This window comes from Mesorhizobium sp. CA8, from assembly GCF_020164955.1.
In the GTDB taxonomy this organism is placed as follows: Bacteria; Pseudomonadota; Alphaproteobacteria; order Rhizobiales; family Rhizobiaceae; genus Mesorhizobium.
This window is the reverse complement of record NZ_JAIUHG010000014.1, coordinates 65,928-84,660: the sequence shown is the minus strand read 5'-3', so window position 1 is coordinate 84,660 and position 18,733 is coordinate 65,928. Positions and strand designations below refer to the sequence as shown.

Genomic DNA, 18,733 nt, shown 5'->3' with positions numbered 1-18,733 from the left:
AACCACCATACCGGTCCCGACGCTCGGCCCAATCACCTCACATCGACCCAGCGCTGCTCCTGGAACGAGCGGGCCATGGCATGCACGGTGCGCTCGATCTCCAGCCCCTCGTCGAAGTCGATGATGCGGGCCGGCTTGCCGGCGATGCGCATCAGAAGCTCGCGGCATTCGATCATCTTGAGGTCGTTGAAGCCGAGGCCGTGGCCGGGCGCCGGCAGGAAGGAATCGTAGGGCTTGTGGTGCGGCGCCACCAGGATGGTTCGGTAGCCCTGCTCGGTCGGCCGGTCGGCGGTGAGGTAGAGCTGGAACTCGTTCATCCGCTCCTGGTCGTAGAGGATCGAGCCCTTCGAGCCGAAGATCTGGATGGCGATGCGGCCCTTGCGGCCCCAGGCCGAGCGGTTGACCAGCAGCGTGCCGGCAACGCCGTTCTCGATATGCATCAAGACGCTGGCGATGTCGTAGGTCTCGACCGCGCGGCGAGCGCCGGACGCGGTCTTGCGGTCGGCATAGGGTTTGATCATGTCGCACATGACCCGGCTGACGCGGCCGAACAGCGCCCTGATCAGCGACAGCGGATGCACGGCGAAATCGTCGAGCGCGCCATAGCCGGACGAAGCCTCATGCTTCCAGAAGAACAGCGCTTCGGGGTCGGCCATGAAGTCCTCGTCCATCTCGATGCGCACGAGATTGACACCGCCGATGATCTTTTCCTCGAGCAGCGCGCCGATATGACGGATTGCGGGGTTCTGGATGTAGTTGTAGCCGAGCACGGCGACCTTGCCGGATTTTTTTGCGGCATTCGCCATCGCCTCGGCCTCGGCGAAACTCGGCGCCATCGGCTTCTCGCACCACAGATGCTTGCCGGCTTCGAGGATGGCGATCGCCATTTCCGGGTGGAACTGGTTGGGCGTGGTCAGCGAGACGATTTCGACGTCCGGATCCTCGACCACGGCGCGCCAGTCGCCGGAGCCTTTTGCGAAGCCGAACTCGGCAGCTTTGCGTTTGGCCAAATCGTCATTCACCTCGCCCAGATGCACCAGCTTGGGCTTGTCGACATCGGGAAAAACGGTGCCCACCGCGTTCCAGGCGATGGCGTGGCACTTGCCCATGAAGCCCGTGCCGATGAGGCCCACTCCGACCATGTCGATTGTCTCCAGACTAAAGGAAAGCTCGTATGGATGAATTAGTCCATTTTAGTAAAGAATGGAACATCTAAATCATTTTTTATGGTGTTCTTGCGCGAACTCGCTATGATGAGGCAGGAGAGGGACAAAACCTTATGAGCGTGGGCGGAGCGACGATGGACGAACGGGTGCCTCGCGATTTCGAAACGCTGCGCGCGACGATCCTGGACAGGCGCGCGAGCCTACCCAAGCGCATCGCGCAGATCGCCGCCTATGCGCTCGACAACCCCGACGATATCGCTTTCGGGACGGCGGCAAGTATCGCCGCTTCCGCCGGCGTGCAGCCCTCGACGCTGATCCGGTTTGCCCAGCAGCTCGGCTTCGATGGCTTCACCAGCCTGCAGCAGGTTTTCCGCGAGCGGCTGCGCGAGCGCAACTCCTCCTATGACGAGCGGCTGGCGGCGCTGCGCGCCAAAGCCGAGGAAGGCGGTGGCCACCGGGCGATCTTCGACGGCTTCGTCGCCGCCGCCAGCACCTCGCTTGGTGACATTTCGCGTTCGCTCAACGATGCACATTTCGAAGAGGCGGTGACGCTGCTGGCGAAAGCCGAGACGATCTATGTGCTGGCCAAGCGCCGCTCCTACCCGGTGGCGTCCTACATCGCCTATGCGCTGGGGAAGCTGAAGATCCGCAACCAGCTGGTGGAATCGGCCGCGGGACTGAACGCCGAGATGATCGGCTTCGCCACGCCGCGCGATGCCGTCATCGCCATCAGCTTCTCGCCTTACGCGCCGGCGACGATCGAGGAGACGCGCTCGATCGCCGAGCAGGGTGTGCCGATCGTGGCGATCACCGACTCATCCTTCTCGCCGCTGGCGCAATTCGCCAAGGTCTGGTTCGAGGTCGCCGAGGCCGATTTCGGCGGCTTCCGCTCGATCTCGGCGACCATGGCGCTGGCCATGGCGCTGACCGTCGCCGTGGGCGAGAAACGCCGCGAGACCGGGCGCCGGCGCAGGGGCTGAGCCCCCAGACGAGCGCTTTTCAGTTTGGGAATGCTCATTCCATATTGACTGTAGATTGGAATTAATATTTCATATTGACGACACCACGCCATCGCTGGCGCGTGCTGTCCAAAACGACGCTGCTCTACACAACAAGGCCGATGGGAGGTTCGAATGGGCGAAGCCGTGGAGGGGAAATACCCGCCGCTCGACGTCATCACCATCGGCCGCGCCTCGGTCGATCTCTATGGCCAGCAGATCGGCTCGCGACTGGAGGACGTCACCTCTTTCGCCAAGTCGGTCGGCGGCTGCCCGGCCAATATTTCCGTCGGCACGGCGAGGCTCGGCCTGCGCTCGGCGCTGCTCACCCGCGTCGGCGACGAGCAGATGGGCCGTTTCATCCGCGAGCAGCTTCGGCGCGAGGGCGTTTCGGTCGACGGGCTGAAGACCGACAAGGAGAGGCTGACGGCGCTGGTGCTGCTCTCGGTCGAAAGCGAAGGCGTCTCGCCGATGATTTTCTATCGTTCGGACTGCGCCGACATGGCGCTGGCCGAAGAAGATATCGACGAGGCCTTCATCGCCTCGGCGCGCTCGGTCGTCGTCACCGGTACGCATTTCTCCCGGCCGAACTCCGATGCCGCGCAGCGCAAGGCGATCCGCTTGATGAAGGCCAAGGGTGGCAAGGTGGTGTTCGACATCGACTATCGCCCGAACCTCTGGGGCCTTGCCGGCCATGCCGAGGGCTTCGAGCGCTACGTCAAATCCGACCGCGTGTCGGCGCAGTTGAAGACGGTCCTGCCCGATTGCGATCTCATCGTCGGCACCGAGGAAGAGATCATGATCGCGTCGGGCGCCGACGATTGCCTGAGCGCGCTGAAGACGATCCGCGCCCTGTCCTTGGCGACCATCGTGCTCAAGCGCGGCGCCAAGGGCTGCATCGTCTATGACGGCCCGATCAGCGACGATCTCGAGGACGGCATCGTCGGCAAGGGTTTCCCGATCGAGATCTACAATGTGCTCGGCGCCGGCGACGCCTTCATGTCCGGCTTCCTGCGCGGCTGGCTCGGCGGCGAAAGCTTCGCCACCGCCGCGACCTGGGCCAATGCCTGCGGCGCCTTCGCGGTGTCGCGCCTGCTCTGCGCGCCGGAATATCCGACTTTCGAGGAGTTGCAGTTCTTTTTGAAGCATGGCAGCAAGCACCTGGCGCTGCGCAAGGACGAGGCGATCAACCACGTCCACTGGGCAACGACGCGGCGGCGCGACATCCCCTCGTTGATGGCTTTGGCCTGCGACCATCGCGTCCAGTTGGAAGATGTGGCGGCCAGGGTCGGCGCCGATGTTTCGCGTATTCCCGACTTCAAGGTGCTGACGGTCAAGGCGGCGGCAAAGGTCGCCGCCGGCCGCGATGGCTACGGCATGCTGATCGACGAGAAATATGGCCGCGACGCCATGTTCGAATTCGCCCGCCATCCCTTCGCCTGGCTCGGCCGCCCCGTCGAATTGCCCGGATCGCGGCCGCTGCGCTTCGAGTTTTCGCAGGACATCGGCTCGCAGCTCACCGAATGGCCGGTCGACCATTGCATCAAATGCCTGTGCTTCTATCACCCGGACGACCCGGAGGCGCTCAAAGTTGAGCAGCAGCAGAAGCTGCGCGCTTTGTTCGAAGCGGCGCGGAAAGTCGGCCGCGAATTGCTGGTCGAGATCATCGCCGGTAAGCACGGCAAGCTCGACGACACCACCATTCCGCGCGCGCTGGAAGAGCTCTATGCGCTGGGCATCAAGCCCGACTGGTGGAAGCTCGAGCCGCAGGCTTCCGCAGGCGCCTGGGCCAAGATCGAACAGGTGATCGTCAGGAACGATCCTTGGTGCCGTGGCGTCGTGCTGCTCGGGCTGGAGGCGCCGCAGGACGAGCTGGTCGCGGCGTTTGCCGCCACCGCCAATGCGCCGATCGTCAAGGGCTTTGCCGTCGGTCGCACCATCTTCGTCAACGCCGCCGAACGATGGCTGGCCGGCAGAATGTCGGACGACGAGGCGATCGCCGACATGGCCGCGCGCTTCGAACAGTTGACCGAGGCATGGCTTGCCGCGCGCGGCCGCAAGGCCGCATAACAAGATCGCTGAAGGACCGCGGAGGAGACACATGAGCAAGACAATCCGCCTGACGATGGCACAGGCGCTGACCCGCTTCCTCAGCCGGCAAATGACCGAGATCGACGGGAAGACGGTGCCGATCTTCGGCGGAGTCTGGGCGATCTTCGGCCATGGCAACGTCGCCGGCATCGGCGAGGCGCTCTACCAGGTGCGCGACGAGCTGCCGACCTTTCGCGCCCATAATGAGCAGGCGATGGCGCATGCGGCGATCGCCTATGGCAAGGCCAATTTCCGCCGCCGCTTCATGGCCGCGACCAGCTCGATCGGCCCCGGCGCGCTGAACATGGTGACGGCCGCGGCGCTCGCGCATGTAAACCGGCTGCCTGTCCTGTTTTTGCCCGGCGATATCTTCGCCAACCGCCTGCCCGACCCGGTGCTGCAGCAGGCAGAGGATTTCTCCGACGGCACGGCGAGCGTCAATGACTGCTTCCGTCCCGTATCGCGCTATTTCGACCGCATCACGCGGCCGGAGCAGATCATCCCGGCGCTGAACCGCGCCATGCAGGTGCTGACCGATCCGGCCGAATGCGGCCCGGTGACGCTTTCGCTCTGCCAGGACGTGCAGGCCGAAGCCTATGAGTATCCCGAAAGCCTGTTCGCCGAGCGTGTCTGGACACCGCGCCGGCTGCGTCCGGACCGCAATGAATTGGCGGCGGCCGTCGCGGCGTTGAAGGGCGCCAAGAAGCCGCTGGTGATCGCGGGCGGCGGGGTGCTGTATTCGCAGGCCTCGGACGAGCTCGCCAAGCTGGTGCAGGGCGCCGGCATTCCTGTCTGCGAAACGCAGGGCGGCAAGTCTTCGTTGCCCGACGACCATCCGCTCAACATGGCGGCGGTCGGCGTTACCGGCACGTCGGCCGCCAATCGCCTGGCGGAGGAGGCCGATGTCGTGCTTGCGGTCGGCACCAGGCTGCAGGATTTCACCACCGGCTCCTGGGCGCTGTTCAAGAATGCCGGCCGCACCATCATTGGCCTCAATACCCAGGCCTTCGACGCCGGCAAGCATTGGGCGCTGCCGCTGGTCGCCGACGCGGCCGAGGGGCTTGCCGAGCTGTCCGCCGGGCTGGAGGGCTGGAAGGCGCCCGCCGCCTGGACCGATAACGCGCTGAAGGGTAAGAGGGAGTGGCAGGCCGCCGCCGCCAAGGTGACGGCTTCGACCAACGCCGCCTATCCTTCCGATGCGCAGGTGATCGGCGCCGTGCAGCGCGCCATGGGTTCGGGCGTCACGCTGCTGCATGCGGCGGGCGGTCTGCCGGGCGAATTGCACAAGCTGTGGCAGGCCGGCGCGCCGGGCTCCTACCATGCCGAATACGGCTTCTCGACCATGGGCTACGAGATCGCCGGCGGTCTCGGCGTCAAGATGGCCAAGCCCGACCAGGAGGTGGTCGTCATGGTCGGTGATGGCTCCTATCTGATGCTTAATTCCGAGATCGCCACCTCGGTGATGCTTGGCCTCAAGCTCACCATCGTGCTGCTCGACAACCGCGGCTATGGCTGCATCAACCGGCTGCAGATGGCGACCGGCGGCGCCAACTTCAACAACCTGCTCAAGGACGCCCGCCACGAGGTGATGCCGGACGTCGACTTCGCCGCGCATGCGGCAAGCCTCGGTGCCGTCGCCGAGAAGGTGGCGTCGATTGCCGAACTGGAGACGGCGCTGGCCAAGGCGAAGAAGAACGACAAGACCACGGTGCTGGTCATCGACACCGACCCGCTGGTGTCGACGGAGGCCGGCGGTCATTGGTGGGATGTCGCCGTGCCGGAAGTCTCGTCGCGGCCGCAGGTCAATGCCGCGCGCAAGGCGTATGAGGAGAAGAAGCAGAAACAGAGCGTCGGTGATTGAAGCCGGCGAGGCGATGCTCCCTACCTCTCCCTCGTGGGGAGGTCGGACCGAAGGTCCGGGTGGGGGCAGCGCCGCCCCCACCCCGTTGCTTCGCAGCGACCCGCCCCACAAGGGGGTAGGAATAAACCGACATTGGAGTGACGACTTGAGAGCCAAACTGGGCATGTCCCCCATCGCATGGTGGAACGACGATCTGGTGGAATTGAGCGATGACGTGTCGCTGGAAGAATGCCTGCGCCAGTCGCGCTCGGCCGGCTTCACCGGCATGGAGATGGGCCGCCGCTTTCCCAAGGATCCGAAGGTGATGCTGCCGATCCTGAAGGAGGCCGACGTCACGCTCTGCGGCGGCTGGTTCTCCGGCACGCTGGTCGATGAGGACATCTCCCGGAACAAGGATCGCATCCAGCCGATGATCGACCTGTTCAAGGCGGTCCACGCACCCTGTATCGTCTATGGCGAGGTCGGCCGGTCCATCCAGGGCGACCGCTCCAAGCCTTTGGCCACCAAGCCGAAACTTTCAGACGACGAGATGAAGGCTTACGGCCGGCGCGTCACCGAGTTCGGCGAATGGTGCGCGGAGCAGGGCATGCCGCTTTCCTATCACCACCACATGGCGGCGGTGGTCGAGACCGAGCCGGAGCTCGACGCCTTCATGCGCAATTCCGGCGAAGGCATTCCGCTGCTGCTCGATGCCGGCCATCTCGCCTTTGCCGGCGGCGATGTGCTGCGCGCCATCGACAACCACCACAAGCGCATCAACCATGTCCATGTGAAGGACGTGCGCATGGACGTGATCGACGGGCTCGACCGGACAAAACAGTCCTTCCTCGATGCCGTCGCGCTCGGCGCCTTCACCGTGCCGGGCGACGGCTCGCTCGACTTCGGGGCGATTGTCCAGCGTTTCGCCGATCATGGCTATGAAGGCTGGTTCGTGGTCGAGGCCGAGCAGGATCCGAAGAAGAACCCGCCGCTCAAGATGGCTCAGGTCGGCCACAAGGAGCTGATGCGGGTGATGACCGACGCCGGCTATACGGTCGAGACGCAAGGTTTTCCGGCCTGAACGGTGGATTGAATGATGGATTAGTCGGGGCGCGCGGTTTATCCGTTGCGCTTTGGGCAAATCCTGGATTGGCGCGATGAAAGATTATGAGCATCCCTTCTTCCGGCCGCTGTGGCGCCGTATCGCCGTCGTCGCCGTCTGCCTGGCCTGGTCGGTGATCGAGTTCGCCTCCGGCACGCCCTTCTGGGGCGTCATCGCCCTCGGCTTCGCCGGCTACGCGGTGTGGCAGTTTTTCTACCTCTACAAGCCGGTGGAAGAGGCTAAGCCTCCGGCCGAGCCGAAGGAATGATCAAAGGAGCTCCCATGTCGAAACTGCTCGTCAAGGCCGATAGGGGCCACGGCCATGTCGCCCACGTCACGCCGCAAAGCGCCGGCTGGACCTATGTCGGTTTCGATCTGCATCGGCTTCGTCCGGGCGAGACGGCGTCGGGCAAGACGGCAGAGCGCGAGGTGTGCCTGGTGTTCGTCACCGGCAAGGGCAAGGCGTCGGCCGGCGGCAAGGATCTCGGCCTGCTCGGCGAGCGCATGTCGCCCTTTGAAGGCAAGCCATGGTCGGTCTATGTGCCGCAGGGCTCGGACTGGTCGGTGACCGCCGATACCGAACTGGAGCTCGCCGTCTGCTCGGCGCCCGGCTTAAGCGGCGGCCTGCCGGTGCGCGTCATCGGGCCTGACGATCTCGGCCAGGAAGTGCGCGGCAAGGGCACCAACACGCGTTACGTCACCAACATCCTGCCCGAGGGCAAGCCGGCGGATTCGCTGCTGGTGGTCGAGGTGATCACGCCCGGCGGCCATACGTCGAGCTATCCGCCACACAAGCACGACCAGGACAATCTGCCGGCCGAATCCTATCTCGAGGAAACCTATTACCATCGACTCAACCCGCCGCAGGGCTTTGCCTTTCAGCGCGTCTACACCGATGCCGACCGCAACGGCGTGCGGGAGTTGGACGAAGCGATGGCGATCGAGGACGGCGATGTCGTGCTGGTACCCAAGGGCTATCACCCCTGCGCGGCCTGCCACGGCTACGACCTTTATTACCTCAACGTCATGGCCGGACCGAAGCGGACGTGGAAGTTCCACAACGCGGCCGAGCACGAATGGCTGATGAAGGCCGGATAGGCAGGCCGGCAAAGCCGTTGGTCCAGTCCGGAAAATCGTCGGCTAACGAGCTCCGTGCTGGACTTGCCCTCGAAAACCCATGAAAGCTTCGTCAATCCGTCATGGAAATCACCTATGGCAGCGGTTCCGGTGCATGTCGCCGCAAGCGCTCCGGCGTTTGGGCCACGACTTGCCGAAACAATGACTTGAAGCGCGTCGCATAATCCTTCGGGGCGCAGCGCGCTTGACGAGGAACGCCCATGCGCTACGCCATCTACTATACCCCGGGGCAGGACGAGAAGCTGGCGCGCATTGCCGCCAACTGGCTGGGCCGCGACCCGTTCGGCGCGGCGACGCGGCCGGTCGAGGCCGTGGGCGATCTGTCGGCCGCGGAAGTCGCCTTCCACACCGCCTCCGCCCGGCGCTACGGATTCCATGCCACGCTGAAGGCGCCGTTCCGGCTGGCGCCGAACGGGACGGAAGCCTCGCTGCGCGCCGCGCTCGACAGTTTCGCCGCGGCGACGCCGCCGGTCGTCATCCCGCGTCTGGTCGTCGGTCAGATCGACGGCTTCTTCGCGCTGGTGCCGGAAACGCAGTTTGCGCCGCTCCACGATTTCGCCGGCGAGGTGGTGCGCGCCTTTGACCCGTTCCGCGCGCCGCTGACCGAGGCCGAGATCGAGCGCCGCAGCCCCGATGCGCTGAACCCGGAGGAGTTTCGCAACCTTTGCCAATGGGGCTATCCCTACGTCTTCGACACGTTCCGCTTCCACATGACGCTGTCGGGGCGCGTCGGGCCAGAGGAAAGCCCACGTCTTCGCGCGGCGATCGACGGCCTGTTCGCCGATGTGCTGCGGCAGCCGGTGCCGGTGGATGCGCTGACCTTGTTTGTCGAAAGCGAACCCGGCGCCCCATTCATGGTGCTTTCCCACCATGCGCTTGGCCGCGGCCCTGCCCGCAAAACAGCTTGATTGATATAGGACCGCCCAAGATGACCGCCGAAACCGTTCTCACCAATGCCCGCATCGTGCTGCCCGATGAAATCATCGAGGGCTCGCTTTTGTTGCGCGACGGCCTGATTGCCGCCGTCGAGCCGGGTGCTGCCCGCACCGGCGAGGATATGGGCGGCGACTACATCATCCCGGGCCTCGTCGAGCTGCACACCGACCACCTCGAGGGCCATTACGCGCCGCGCCCGAAAGTGCGCTGGAACCCGATCGCCGCCGTGCTTGCCCATGACGCCCAGGTGGCGACCGCCGGCATCACCACCGTACTCGACGCCTTGCGCGTCGGCATGGACGATGACGCCGACCTGAAGTCCGACGACGTCCGCAAGCTCGCCGACGCGATCGAGGACAGCGTGCGCCAGGATCGGCTCAGGGCCGACCATTTCATCCACCTGCGCTGCGAGGTCTCGGCGCCGGACTGCCTCAAGGCCTTCGCCAATTTCGAGACCAACGAGCGGGTGAAGCTCGCCTCGCTGATGGACCATGCGCCTGGACAGCGCCAGTTCGTCAACCTCGAGACTTATGCCTATTACTACCAGCGCAAGCTGAAGCTGACGGACCACGACTTCCAGAAATTCTGCGAGAAGCGGATGGCGGAATCGGCTCGCAATTCCGGTCCGAACCGCGTCTTCATCTCGGCCGCCTGCCATGAGCGCGGCATTGTGCTGGCCAGCCATGACGACGCGACCGCCGGCCATGTCGACGAAGCGATCGAGCAGGGCGTGCGCGTCGCCGAGTTCCCGACGACGAAAGAGGCGGCCAAGGCCTCGAAGGCGGCGGGCCTCGGCGTGCTGATGGGCGCGCCGAATGTCATGCGCGGCGCCTCGCATTCCGGCAATGTCTCGGCGCGCACGCTCGCCGCCGACGGCCTGCTGGACATCCTTTCGTCCGACTACATTCCCTTCAGCCTGATCCAGTCCGCCTTCTTCCTCGGCGATCTCGTCGACCGCATTTCGCTGCCGCAGGCGGTCGCCATGGTCTCGAAGAACCCGGCCGAAGCAATCGGCCTCAACGACCGCGGCGTCATCGAGCCCGGCCGCCGGGCCGACCTTGTGCGCGTGCGCGTCGACGACCACGTGCCGGTCGTGCGTATCGTGTGGCGCCAGGGCGGCCGGGTCGCATGATGGTCTCGGCTCTCATCGAGCGCGAGCTGGCCGACAGCCTGCCGATCCGCAACGGCGTCTTCGTCGCGGTGGTCGGCCCGAGCGGCGCCGGCAAGGATACGCTGATCGGCTACGCCAAAGCGCGCTTTGCCGGCGAGACGCGGCTGGAATTCGTGCGCCGCGTCATCACCCGGCCAAGCGATACGGCAAGCGAGGATCACGATACGCTGGCCGATGCCGCCTTTGCCGAAGCGGAAGCCGACGGGGCCTTCTCGCTTTGCTGGGACGCGCACGGCCTGCGCTATGGCTTGCCGGCCGATGTCGACTGGGCCGTGGCGAACGGCCATGTAGCCGTGGCGAATGTCTCCCGCGCGGTCATCCCGGCGCTGCGCGAGCGCTATGCCAACCTGGCCGTGGTCGAGATCACCGCCACGCCGGAGATGCTCGCCGAACGGCTGGCGGCGCGCGGCCGAGAATCGCGCGGCGAGGTGCTTGCCCGCCTGGCGCGCAGCACCAGCGTCAAGCTGACGGGACCGGACGTGACCTCGATCGACAACAGCGGCGACAAGGACATCGCCGGCGAACGCTTCGCCGAGGTGCTGCGCAGGGCGATGGCGTTTTCGGATCTGTCGGACATGATCTGACTCGACGTCGTCATCCACGGGCGGAGCGCCGCGAAGCGGCGCGTAGACCCGAGGATCCATTCCGTGACTTTCGCCGAAGGGCACAGCGGAGCAGAATTCTGCACCGTTGCAACGCATCGAAGTCACGGAATGGATTCTATGGTCTTCGCTGCGTCGCTTCGCTCCTTGCTCCGCCATAGAATGACGAAGCGATAGCGGCGCTTCACTTGTTGAAGTTGGCGATGAACTGCTTGAACTGCGGGGTCGGCGGCCTGGCGAACATTTCCTTCGGCTCGCCAACCGAATCCACCTCGCCCTTGTGCAGGAACATTACCTTGCTCGACACGTCGCGGGCGAAGCCCATTTCATGGGTGACGACCAGCATGGTGCGTCCTTCTTCGGCGAGCGAGCGCATGACGCGCAGCACCTCGCCGACCAGTTCCGGATCGAGCGCCGATGTCGGCTCGTCGAACAGCATCACCTTGGGATTCATCGCCAGGGCGCGGGCGATTGCCGCGCGCTGCTGCTGGCCGCCGGACATGTGGGGCGGATAGTAGTTGCGGCGCTCCCATATGCCGACGCGCTTCAGCAGCGCCTCGGCCTGCTCCAGGCATTCGGCGCGCGGCCGCTTGAGCACATGCGTCGGTGCGGCGACGAGGTTTTCCAGCACCGTCATATGCGACCAGAGATTGAAGCTCTGGAAAACCATGGCGAGGTTGGCGCGGATCCGCTCCACCTGGCGAATGTCGGCGGGCACCTGGTGGCCGTCGCGACCCCGCCTCATCTTGATGAGCTCGCCGTCGACCCGCACTTCGCCGGAATCCGGGGTCTCCAGGAGGTTGATGCAGCGCAGCATCGTGCTCTTGCCGGACCCGGAGGAGCCGAGAATCGAGATGACGTCGCCCTTGTGCGCTTCGAGCGAAATGCCCTTGAGCACTTCATGATCGCCAAAGCACTTGCGCAGATCCTTGACGCTGATAGCGGGCGTCCCGTCGGAGGACGGTGCGGCTTTCGCGGCAGCGGCGACATTTGCCGACATCACAACACCTCCGGGACGGGTTTGATGAGCTGTCTCTGCTCAGGCGGGGGACGCAGATGCGGTGAAAGCCGGTGCTCGACCCAGGCGAACAGCCGAGCGATCGACAGGTTGAGCAGCAGGTAGATCACGCCGGCGCAGGTTAGCACCTCGATCGGCCGGAACGTGTCGTGCTGGATCTTCTGCGCCGTTCCCATCATCTCCATGATGGTGACCACGGAGGCCAGCGCGGTCGCCTTGGTCATGAGGATGATTTCCGTCGAATAGGCCGGCAAGGCGAGCCGCAGCGCAATCGGCAGCGTGACGAGGCGAAAACGGGTGAAGGCGGGCATGCCGAACGCCTTGGCCGCCTCGATCTGGCCGACAGGCACCGCCCGCAGCGCGCCGCGGAAAATCTCGCTCTCATAGGCGGCTGTGTTCAAGGCCATGGCGACGATCGTGCAATACATCGGATCGCGCAGGATCGCCCACAGGATCGGGCTGTGGCGAACGAAGTCGAACTGGGAGAGCCCGAAATAGATCAGATAGAGCTGCACTAGCAGCGGCGAGCCGCGGAAGACGAAGACATAGGCGCGGGTGAAATATTCACCCAATTTGTAGCCGGAAGCCCGCAGCCAGGTCAGGCCGGTGGCGATGATGAGTCCGAAGGCGATGCCGAAGAACCAGATCTCGAGCGTCAGCGGCAGTGCCTTGAGCACGTTCCACATGGTCGAAAGATAGAAATCAAACCCCACCGCCACCTCTCACTTCGGCCGCGTGAAACTGCGCGAGGTGTAACGCTCGGCCTTGTCGAAGATCGGCGTCGAGATCGACGTCATCACCAGGTAAAGGATGCCGGCGAGCGTGTAGAAAAGCAGCGAATGATGCGTCGAACGCGCGGCCTTGTTGGCGGTGAGCATCAGCTCGGCGACGCCGGTGACCGAGATCAGCGCGGAATCCTTGATGGTCAATTGCCAGACATTGCCCAGCCCCGGCACAGCGAGACGCAGGACCTGCGGCATGACCACGAGGCGAAACCGCAGCCAGGCCGACATGCCGTAGGCACGGGCCGCTTCCAGCTCGCCGCGATGGATGGCCAGGAACGACCCGCGAAAGACCTCGGCCTGGTAGGCGCCGGAAATGATGCCGACCGCAAGCACACCGCCGAGGAAGCTCGGCATGTTCAAGATGTCCGTCGAGCTGATCGATCCAGTCGACCGCGCCACGCCGGTCAGGACCTGCGTGCCGCCATAGTAGAACAGGTAGATGATCAGGAGTTCCGGTTCGCCGCGGAAGACGGTGGTGTAGCTCTCGCCGATGAACCTCAATCCGCCGCGATGCGAAAACTTGGCCGCCGCCACCAAGGACCCCAGTATCGCGCCGATCAGCATGGAGACTACGGTGACGGCGAGCGTCCAGGCGATGCCCCAGAGCAGTTGCACACCCCAGCCGGCAGCCAACAGCTCATACGCCGTCGACACCTGGTCTTTCAGATCGCTGAGAAACTCCACTTACGGCTCCTGCGGGCGCCGAGATAGGTATCGACGTATATTGCAATGCAAAACGGGAGCAGCCTTGGCTGCTCCCGTTGCGACATTACTTGGTAATGTCGATCTTGAACCATTGCATGGAGTATTTCGACACCGAGCCGTCGTCGAGCGCGGCCTTGAGCGCCTTGTTGTAGATGTCCTGCAGGTCCTTGTCGGTCTTGCGGAAGGCAGCGCCGATACCCGGTCCGAGGATCGGGCCGCCCTTGAATTGCGGGCCGACGAATTCCAGGTCCTTGGCATCGGGCTTGGCCAGCGTGCCTAGGAAATAAGTGGTGTCGGCGAAGGCCACGTCGATACGGCCCGCCATCAGGTCGAGGTCGTGCTCGTCGGTGGTCTTGTATTCGTGGACGTTGGCGACATCCTTGAGATATTTGTCGGCGAACGTCGCCTCGGTGGTCGAGACCTGCAGGCCGACATTCTTGCCGGTGAGCTCCTTGCGCAGCGTGTCGATCGCCGCCTTGGATTCGGCGTCGTCCTTGGACAGGTCGATCATCTTGCCGCTGTTCGACATGTGCGCCAGCGGGCCGTTCTTGTCGGCCAGGAACGCCACCGGCGAAGAGGCATAGGGGATCGAGAAGTCGATGGTCTTCATGCGCTCTTCGGTGATCGACATGCCGTCCATGACGATGTCGAACTTGCCGGCGGTGAGGCCGGGAATGACGCCGTCCCAATCCTGCGCAACGATGTTGCATTGGAGCTTCGCGCGGGCGCAGACGTCGTTCAGGATGTCCACCTCGAAGCCAACGATCTTGCCGCTGGCATCCGTCTGGTTCCACGGGGCATAAGAGCCCTCCATCGCCACCGTCACGGTCTTCCAGTCCTTGGCCATCGCCGGGGTCGAGCAGGTCAAGACCAGCGCGGCGAGCGCGATCCAACGTGATGATGTCACGGTCATTTCTCCCATATTTTGTTCTTGGAACCCTCAGATGCCAATTGCTTAGCCCAGCCCCGATTCTGCGACAAGGGCTGTTTTCCGGTTCACGCGTTCTTGCAATTCGTCCACGAATCCGGACTTGCCCGCGGCTTTACCGCGAGCATCGATCCAATCGGAACCCGGTCCGGGAGTGGGCGGAAGGGAGCGAGGCTACTCCGCCGGCGCACCGGCGACGCCCCTGCGCGACGCCTCCAGCATCCGGCGCCGGGCGCGGAAGGCGCCCCATTGCTGGTCGACCAGCACGCCGATCAGGATCACGCCGCCCATCACGGCGAAGTTGAGCGACGAGGGGATGCCGAGCAAATTGACGAGATTCTGCAACTCCTGCAGCAGCACGGTGCCGAGGACGGCGCCGACCAGCGAGCCCTCGCCGCCGCGCAGCGAGAAGCCACCGAGCACCGCCGCGGCGATGGCATAGAGCTCGTAGAACTGGCCGTGGCTCGCCGGCGAGATCGAGCGCGTGTACATGGCGAAATAGATCGCCGACAGCGCGGTCAGGACGCCGCAGATGACATAGGCGGCGATGATTACCCGGCCGGTGCGGATGCCGGAATATTTCGCCGCTTCCTCATTCTTGCCGATCGCATAGAGATAGCGGCCGAAGACCGAGCGGTGCAGCACCACCCACATGACGATGGCGATGACGATCAGCGCGATGAAGCTGTTCGGCAGGCCATAGGAGCGGCCGGCGGTCAGGAATTCGAGCGTCGGGAAATTCTGCCCGAAGGCGAAGCCCGCCGTGCCGTCGGCGGTGTAAAAGCGCGCCACGCCGCGATAGATCAGCAGGCCGCACAGCGTCACCACGAAAGGCTGCAATTTGAGCCGCGTGATCAGCCAGCCATGCACGAAGCCGATGACGGCGCCGAGCACGAGGATCAGCACGAAGGCCAGCGGCCAGCTCACCTCGCGCACCGCGATGAAGTCGATGAACAGCGTGCCGAGCAGCGCGATCACCGAGCCGACCGACAATTCGATGCCGCCGGTGATGATGACGAAGGCCTGGCCGATCGACAGGATGCCGAACAGCGCGACCAGGTTGGAGGTGTTGGCGAGATTGATCGCCGACAGGAAGCGCGGATTGATGGCCGTCACCACTGCGCCGACCACCAGGATCAGGATCAGCAGGCCGAGATCTTTCTTGCTCATTGCGCTCCTCCCGCCGCTTGCAGCAGTTTCGGCTTCTTGCCGACCGCCAGCAAGAGCACGTTCTCCTGGCTGAAATCGTCCTTGTCGAGGATGCCGGAGATCTGCCCCTCATGCATGACCGCGATGCGGTCCGACACGCCGATCACTTCTTCCATGTCGCTGGAAATCATCAGCACGGCGACGCCGGCATCGGCGAGCGCCCGCATCAGCCCGTAGATCTCGGCCTTGGCGCCGATGTCGATGCCGCGCGTCGGCTCGTCCAGGATCATCACCTTGGGGTTCATCGCCAGCCATTTGGCCAGGACCACCTTCTGCTGGTTGCCGCCCGACAAGGTGCCGGTGCGGGTGAGCACCGACGGCGCCTTGATGCCGAGGTTCCTCTTCTGCTTTTCCGCCGTCGCGAGCTCTGCGCCGACCGAGACCAGCGAGCGCCTGGCATGGGCCGGCAGGTTGGGCAGCGAAATGTTCTGCGCGATCGAGAGATCGAGCAATATGCCGGTGAGCTTGCGGTCCTCCGGCACGAGGAAGATGCCGTTCGCCACCGCGTCGGCGGCCGACGTCACATTCAGCGGCTTGCCGTCGAGCGTGACGCTGCCGGCCAACCGCTCGTCGATGCCGAACAGCACGCGCGCGAGCTCCGTGCGGCCGGAGCCGACCAGGCCCGCGAGGCCAAGGATCTCCGCACGCCTCAGTTCGATGCTGACCGGCCTGTCCGGATAGGTGCTGGTGCAGATCGCGTCGGCCGACAGCGCAACGCTGCCCGGAGCCCGCGCGGCTTCGCCGGCCTTCTCGCGCTCCTTCAGCATGCGGCCGATCATCAGCCTGACCATCTCGTCGTGGTTGATCCGGTCTTTCGCCAGCGTGCCGGCCAGCGTGCCGTCGCGCAGCACCACGACACGGTCGGCGACGCGCTCGATCTCATGCAGCCGGTGCGAGATGAAGATGACGCTGATGCCTTCGGCCTTCAGCCCCTTAATGACGTCGAGCAGCTTTTCGGTCTCGGCGATCGGCAGGCTGGAGGTCGGCTCGTCGAGGATCACAAGGCGGGCCTTGATCGACAGGGCCTTGGCGATCTCGACCATCTGCTGCTGGGCGAGCGACAGCGACGCGACAGGGGCGTCGGCTGAGAAATTGGCGCCGACGCGCTTCAGCAGCGGCGCCACCATCTCGCGCAGTTTCGCGCGGTCGACCAGCCTCAGCGGTCCGGCGCGCAGCGGCTCGCGGCCGAAGAAGATGTTGGCGGCGACGTCGAGATTTTCGAAGAGGTTGAGTTCCTGGTGCACGAAGGCGATGCCGGAGCCGATGCTGTGCTCGACGGTCAGCGCGTCATGTGCGGTGCCATCGACGGTGATGGTGCCGCTGTCCGGCCGCGTCACGCCGCCGAGGATTTTCATCAGCGTCGATTTGCCGGCGCCGTTTTCGCCGACCAGGCCGATGACCTCGCCGGGCCGGACCTCCATGGAGAACCTGTCCAGCGCGACAACGCCCGGATAGGTCTTACGCACGGCATCCAGGCTCAGGAACGGAGCGGTGATCGGTTGAGTGGTGTCGGTAGAGGTCATCGCGCCTAAAGTTTACCGCACGGGGGCAACAGCCGGTGGCCACAGACTGACGGGCCTTGGCGGGTCCGTCAATACGAACGCCGGCTCAAGGCGAACCTTGAGCCGGCGCAACTGTGCTGAGCTTACTTGCCCTGCATCGCCTTGAGGTTGGCGGCGTAGGCGTCCACATCATCCTTGCCGATGATCTTGGTCGGGATGATGATCAGGTTGTTGGCCGGGATGCCCGACTTGTCGCCCTTGAGATAGGCGGCCATCAGCTTCATGCCCTGATAGGCCCATTCGAACGGCTGCTGCACCACGGTCGCGGCGACGGTGCCTTCCTTGACGCCGCCCAGCGTGATCGGATCGTCGTCGAAGCCGACGACGGTGATCTGGCCGAGCTTGCCGGCGTCGCGCAGCGCTTCATAGATGCGCGGCGTGTTGTAGGAGTAGAAGCCGACCATGCAGGTGATGTCGGGGCTGGCGACCAGCGCGTCCTCGACATTCTTCTTGGCACGCGCCTGGTCGATGTCGTCGCCGCGCACGTCGACCAGCTCGATCTTGCTGCCGGCGAGCCCGTCCTTCATGCCCTGGATGCGCTCCTTGGCGTTGTCGGCGCCGAGCAGGCCGACGAAGCCCAGGCACTTGCCGCCGTTGGGCATTGCCTTCTTGGCGATCTCGGCCGCCTGCTTGCCGGCATCGACATTGGACGAGCCGATATAGGCGACGCGCTTGGTCTGCGGCGCATCCGAGTCGGTGGTGAACAGCGCGGTTTCCGACGCGATCTTGTTCAGCCCGTCGGTCGAGGTCTTGGGATCGACGGCCGAGACCATGATGCCCTTGACGCCTGCCGTCACCAGATCGTCCATCAGCCGCTGCTGGATGGCGACCGAGGATTGCTCCGGATATTTGAGCTCGAGATTGTAGTCGGGCAGTTCGCCCTGCGCCTTCTTCACGCCGGCTTCCGCCGCCTTCCAGAAGTCGGACGCGCCGTTGACGACGAAGGCCAGCGTCGGCTTGTCGTCCGCGCGGGTTACCGCCGTGGCCGCAAGCCCGATGAGCAAGGCCGCCGTGGCGACAGATGCATTACGGATCATGGATTTCATAGTTCAACCTCCCTTGTAGAACTTGCCTGTAGAACTCGTTGCCGATGTCTCGGCTGCGGCCCGGACAACCTCCTCCTCAAGGGTACGGCGAAGGTCCGCCGACTTAAGAACGGTGCCGATCCGGCCGCGATGGGGACACTAGACACTCATGTGGCGTTCGTAAATAGTCCGATTTGTCTGACATTTTCGTGAGAATGGACATGAGCCCAAACCGGCGATCCCACCGGGTTTCGAGCGAGCGTCCCTCACACCCGTCATCACCCAACGGAAGCCCGAACGGTGACGACGAGTTGACAGTAGAACGCTGCCGGCTATTAGTAAAGAATATTAGTTATAAGACCACGACGCGCGCTTTCGAAGCGGAGGAGTTGCTGGTCGAAGGACGCGCGGGGAGTGAGGAGAGTGAGCGTAGCAAGCCTTGCAGCCGCGCAGGAATA

Annotated in this window: 17 protein-coding genes; 9 read left to right on the top strand and 8 right to left on the bottom strand. The window is 64.4% G+C overall.

Going from position 1 to position 18,733, the window contains the following annotated elements; translation table 11 throughout:
* Positions 1–32: 32 nt before the first annotated feature.
* On the bottom strand, positions 33–1,142 hold the full coding sequence (locus tag LB553_RS16880; protein WP_224514992.1) for a Gfo/Idh/MocA family protein: 1,110 nt from the start codon (positions 1,140–1,142) through the stop codon (positions 33–35).
* A 158-nt stretch (positions 1,143–1,300) separates the two neighbouring features.
* Here LB553_RS16880 and LB553_RS16875 point away from each other — a divergent pair, with 158 nt between their 5' ends.
* The 9 genes from LB553_RS16875 to phnN all read left to right on the top strand — a co-directional run bounded on the left by LB553_RS16875 (position 1,301) and on the right by phnN (position 11,025).
* Entirely contained in the window at positions 1,301–2,146 is an 846-nt protein-coding gene (locus LB553_RS16875; RefSeq protein ID WP_224515115.1) for a MurR/RpiR family transcriptional regulator, read from the top strand.
* Positions 2,147–2,299: 153 nt separating this feature from the next.
* Positions 2,300–4,234: a bifunctional 5-dehydro-2-deoxygluconokinase/5-dehydro-2-deoxyphosphogluconate aldolase gene (locus LB553_RS16870; RefSeq protein ID WP_224514990.1), complete on the top strand. Its 1,935-nt coding sequence runs from the start codon at positions 2,300–2,302 to the stop codon at positions 4,232–4,234.
* Positions 4,235–4,265: 31 nt separating this feature from the next.
* Positions 4,266–6,116, top strand: a complete 1,851-nt coding sequence (iolD, locus tag LB553_RS16865) for a 3D-(3,5/4)-trihydroxycyclohexane-1,2-dione acylhydrolase (decyclizing) (protein ID WP_224514989.1) — start codon at positions 4,266–4,268, stop codon at positions 6,114–6,116.
* Positions 6,117–6,261: 145 nt separating this feature from the next.
* Positions 6,262–7,176 carry a myo-inosose-2 dehydratase gene (iolE, locus tag LB553_RS16860; protein WP_224514987.1) on the top strand — a complete coding sequence of 305 codons (915 nt, stop codon included), beginning with the start codon at positions 6,262–6,264 and terminating at the stop codon, positions 7,174–7,176.
* Between the two features lie 76 nt (positions 7,177–7,252).
* Complete coding sequence (locus LB553_RS16855) at positions 7,253–7,465, top strand: DUF3329 domain-containing protein (RefSeq protein ID WP_224514985.1); 213 nt, start codon at positions 7,253–7,255, stop codon at positions 7,463–7,465.
* A gap of 14 nt (positions 7,466–7,479) precedes the next feature.
* Complete coding sequence (gene iolB, locus LB553_RS16850; protein ID WP_224514983.1) at positions 7,480–8,295, top strand: 5-deoxy-glucuronate isomerase; 816 nt, start codon at positions 7,480–7,482, stop codon at positions 8,293–8,295.
* A gap of 239 nt (positions 8,296–8,534) precedes the next feature.
* Entirely contained in the window at positions 8,535–9,242 is a 708-nt protein-coding gene (locus tag LB553_RS16845; RefSeq protein WP_224514981.1) for a DUF1045 domain-containing protein, read from the top strand.
* A 20-nt stretch (positions 9,243–9,262) separates the two neighbouring features.
* Positions 9,263–10,402 carry an alpha-D-ribose 1-methylphosphonate 5-triphosphate diphosphatase gene (locus tag LB553_RS16840; protein WP_224514979.1) on the top strand — a complete coding sequence of 380 codons (1,140 nt, stop codon included), beginning with the start codon at positions 9,263–9,265 and terminating at the stop codon, positions 10,400–10,402.
* A complete protein-coding gene (gene phnN / locus LB553_RS16835; protein ID WP_224514976.1) occupies positions 10,399–11,025 on the top strand; it encodes a phosphonate metabolism protein/1,5-bisphosphokinase (PRPP-forming) PhnN in 627 nt (208 codons plus the stop codon). Before LB553_RS16840 ends, phnN begins: the two co-directional genes overlap by 4 nt.
* A 202-nt stretch (positions 11,026–11,227) precedes the next feature.
* Here phnN and LB553_RS16830 read toward each other — a convergent pair whose 3' ends face one another.
* From LB553_RS16830 to LB553_RS16800, 7 genes are all read right to left on the bottom strand, one after another.
* On the bottom strand, positions 11,228–12,043 hold the full coding sequence (locus LB553_RS16830; protein WP_224514974.1) for an ABC transporter ATP-binding protein: 816 nt from the start codon (positions 12,041–12,043) through the stop codon (positions 11,228–11,230).
* Positions 12,043–12,780, bottom strand: coding sequence for an ABC transporter permease (locus LB553_RS16825; protein WP_224514972.1), 738 nt, complete (start codon positions 12,778–12,780; stop codon positions 12,043–12,045). The genes LB553_RS16830 and LB553_RS16825 overlap by 1 nt, the downstream gene beginning before the upstream one ends.
* 3 nt (positions 12,781–12,783) lie before the next feature.
* The gene (locus LB553_RS16820) at positions 12,784–13,530 is read right to left on the bottom strand and encodes an ABC transporter permease (RefSeq protein ID WP_224514969.1); all 747 of its coding nucleotides are present in this window, start codon (positions 13,528–13,530) and stop codon (positions 12,784–12,786) included.
* 85 nt (positions 13,531–13,615) lie between these two features.
* Positions 13,616–14,458 carry a transporter substrate-binding domain-containing protein gene (locus LB553_RS16815; RefSeq protein WP_224514968.1) on the bottom strand — a complete coding sequence of 281 codons (843 nt, stop codon included), beginning with the start codon at positions 14,456–14,458 and terminating at the stop codon, positions 13,616–13,618.
* Positions 14,459–14,653: 195 nt separating this feature from the next.
* Positions 14,654–15,649, bottom strand: a complete 996-nt coding sequence (locus LB553_RS16810) for an ABC transporter permease (RefSeq protein WP_224514966.1) — start codon at positions 15,647–15,649, stop codon at positions 14,654–14,656.
* Positions 15,646–17,211 carry a sugar ABC transporter ATP-binding protein gene (locus tag LB553_RS16805; RefSeq protein WP_224514964.1) on the bottom strand — a complete coding sequence of 522 codons (1,566 nt, stop codon included), beginning with the start codon at positions 17,209–17,211 and terminating at the stop codon, positions 15,646–15,648. Before LB553_RS16805 ends, LB553_RS16810 begins: the two co-directional genes overlap by 4 nt.
* A gap of 122 nt (positions 17,212–17,333) precedes the next feature.
* Complete coding sequence (locus LB553_RS16800) at positions 17,334–18,296, bottom strand: sugar-binding protein (RefSeq protein ID WP_224514962.1); 963 nt, start codon at positions 18,294–18,296, stop codon at positions 17,334–17,336.
* Positions 18,297–18,733 lie beyond the last annotated feature (437 nt).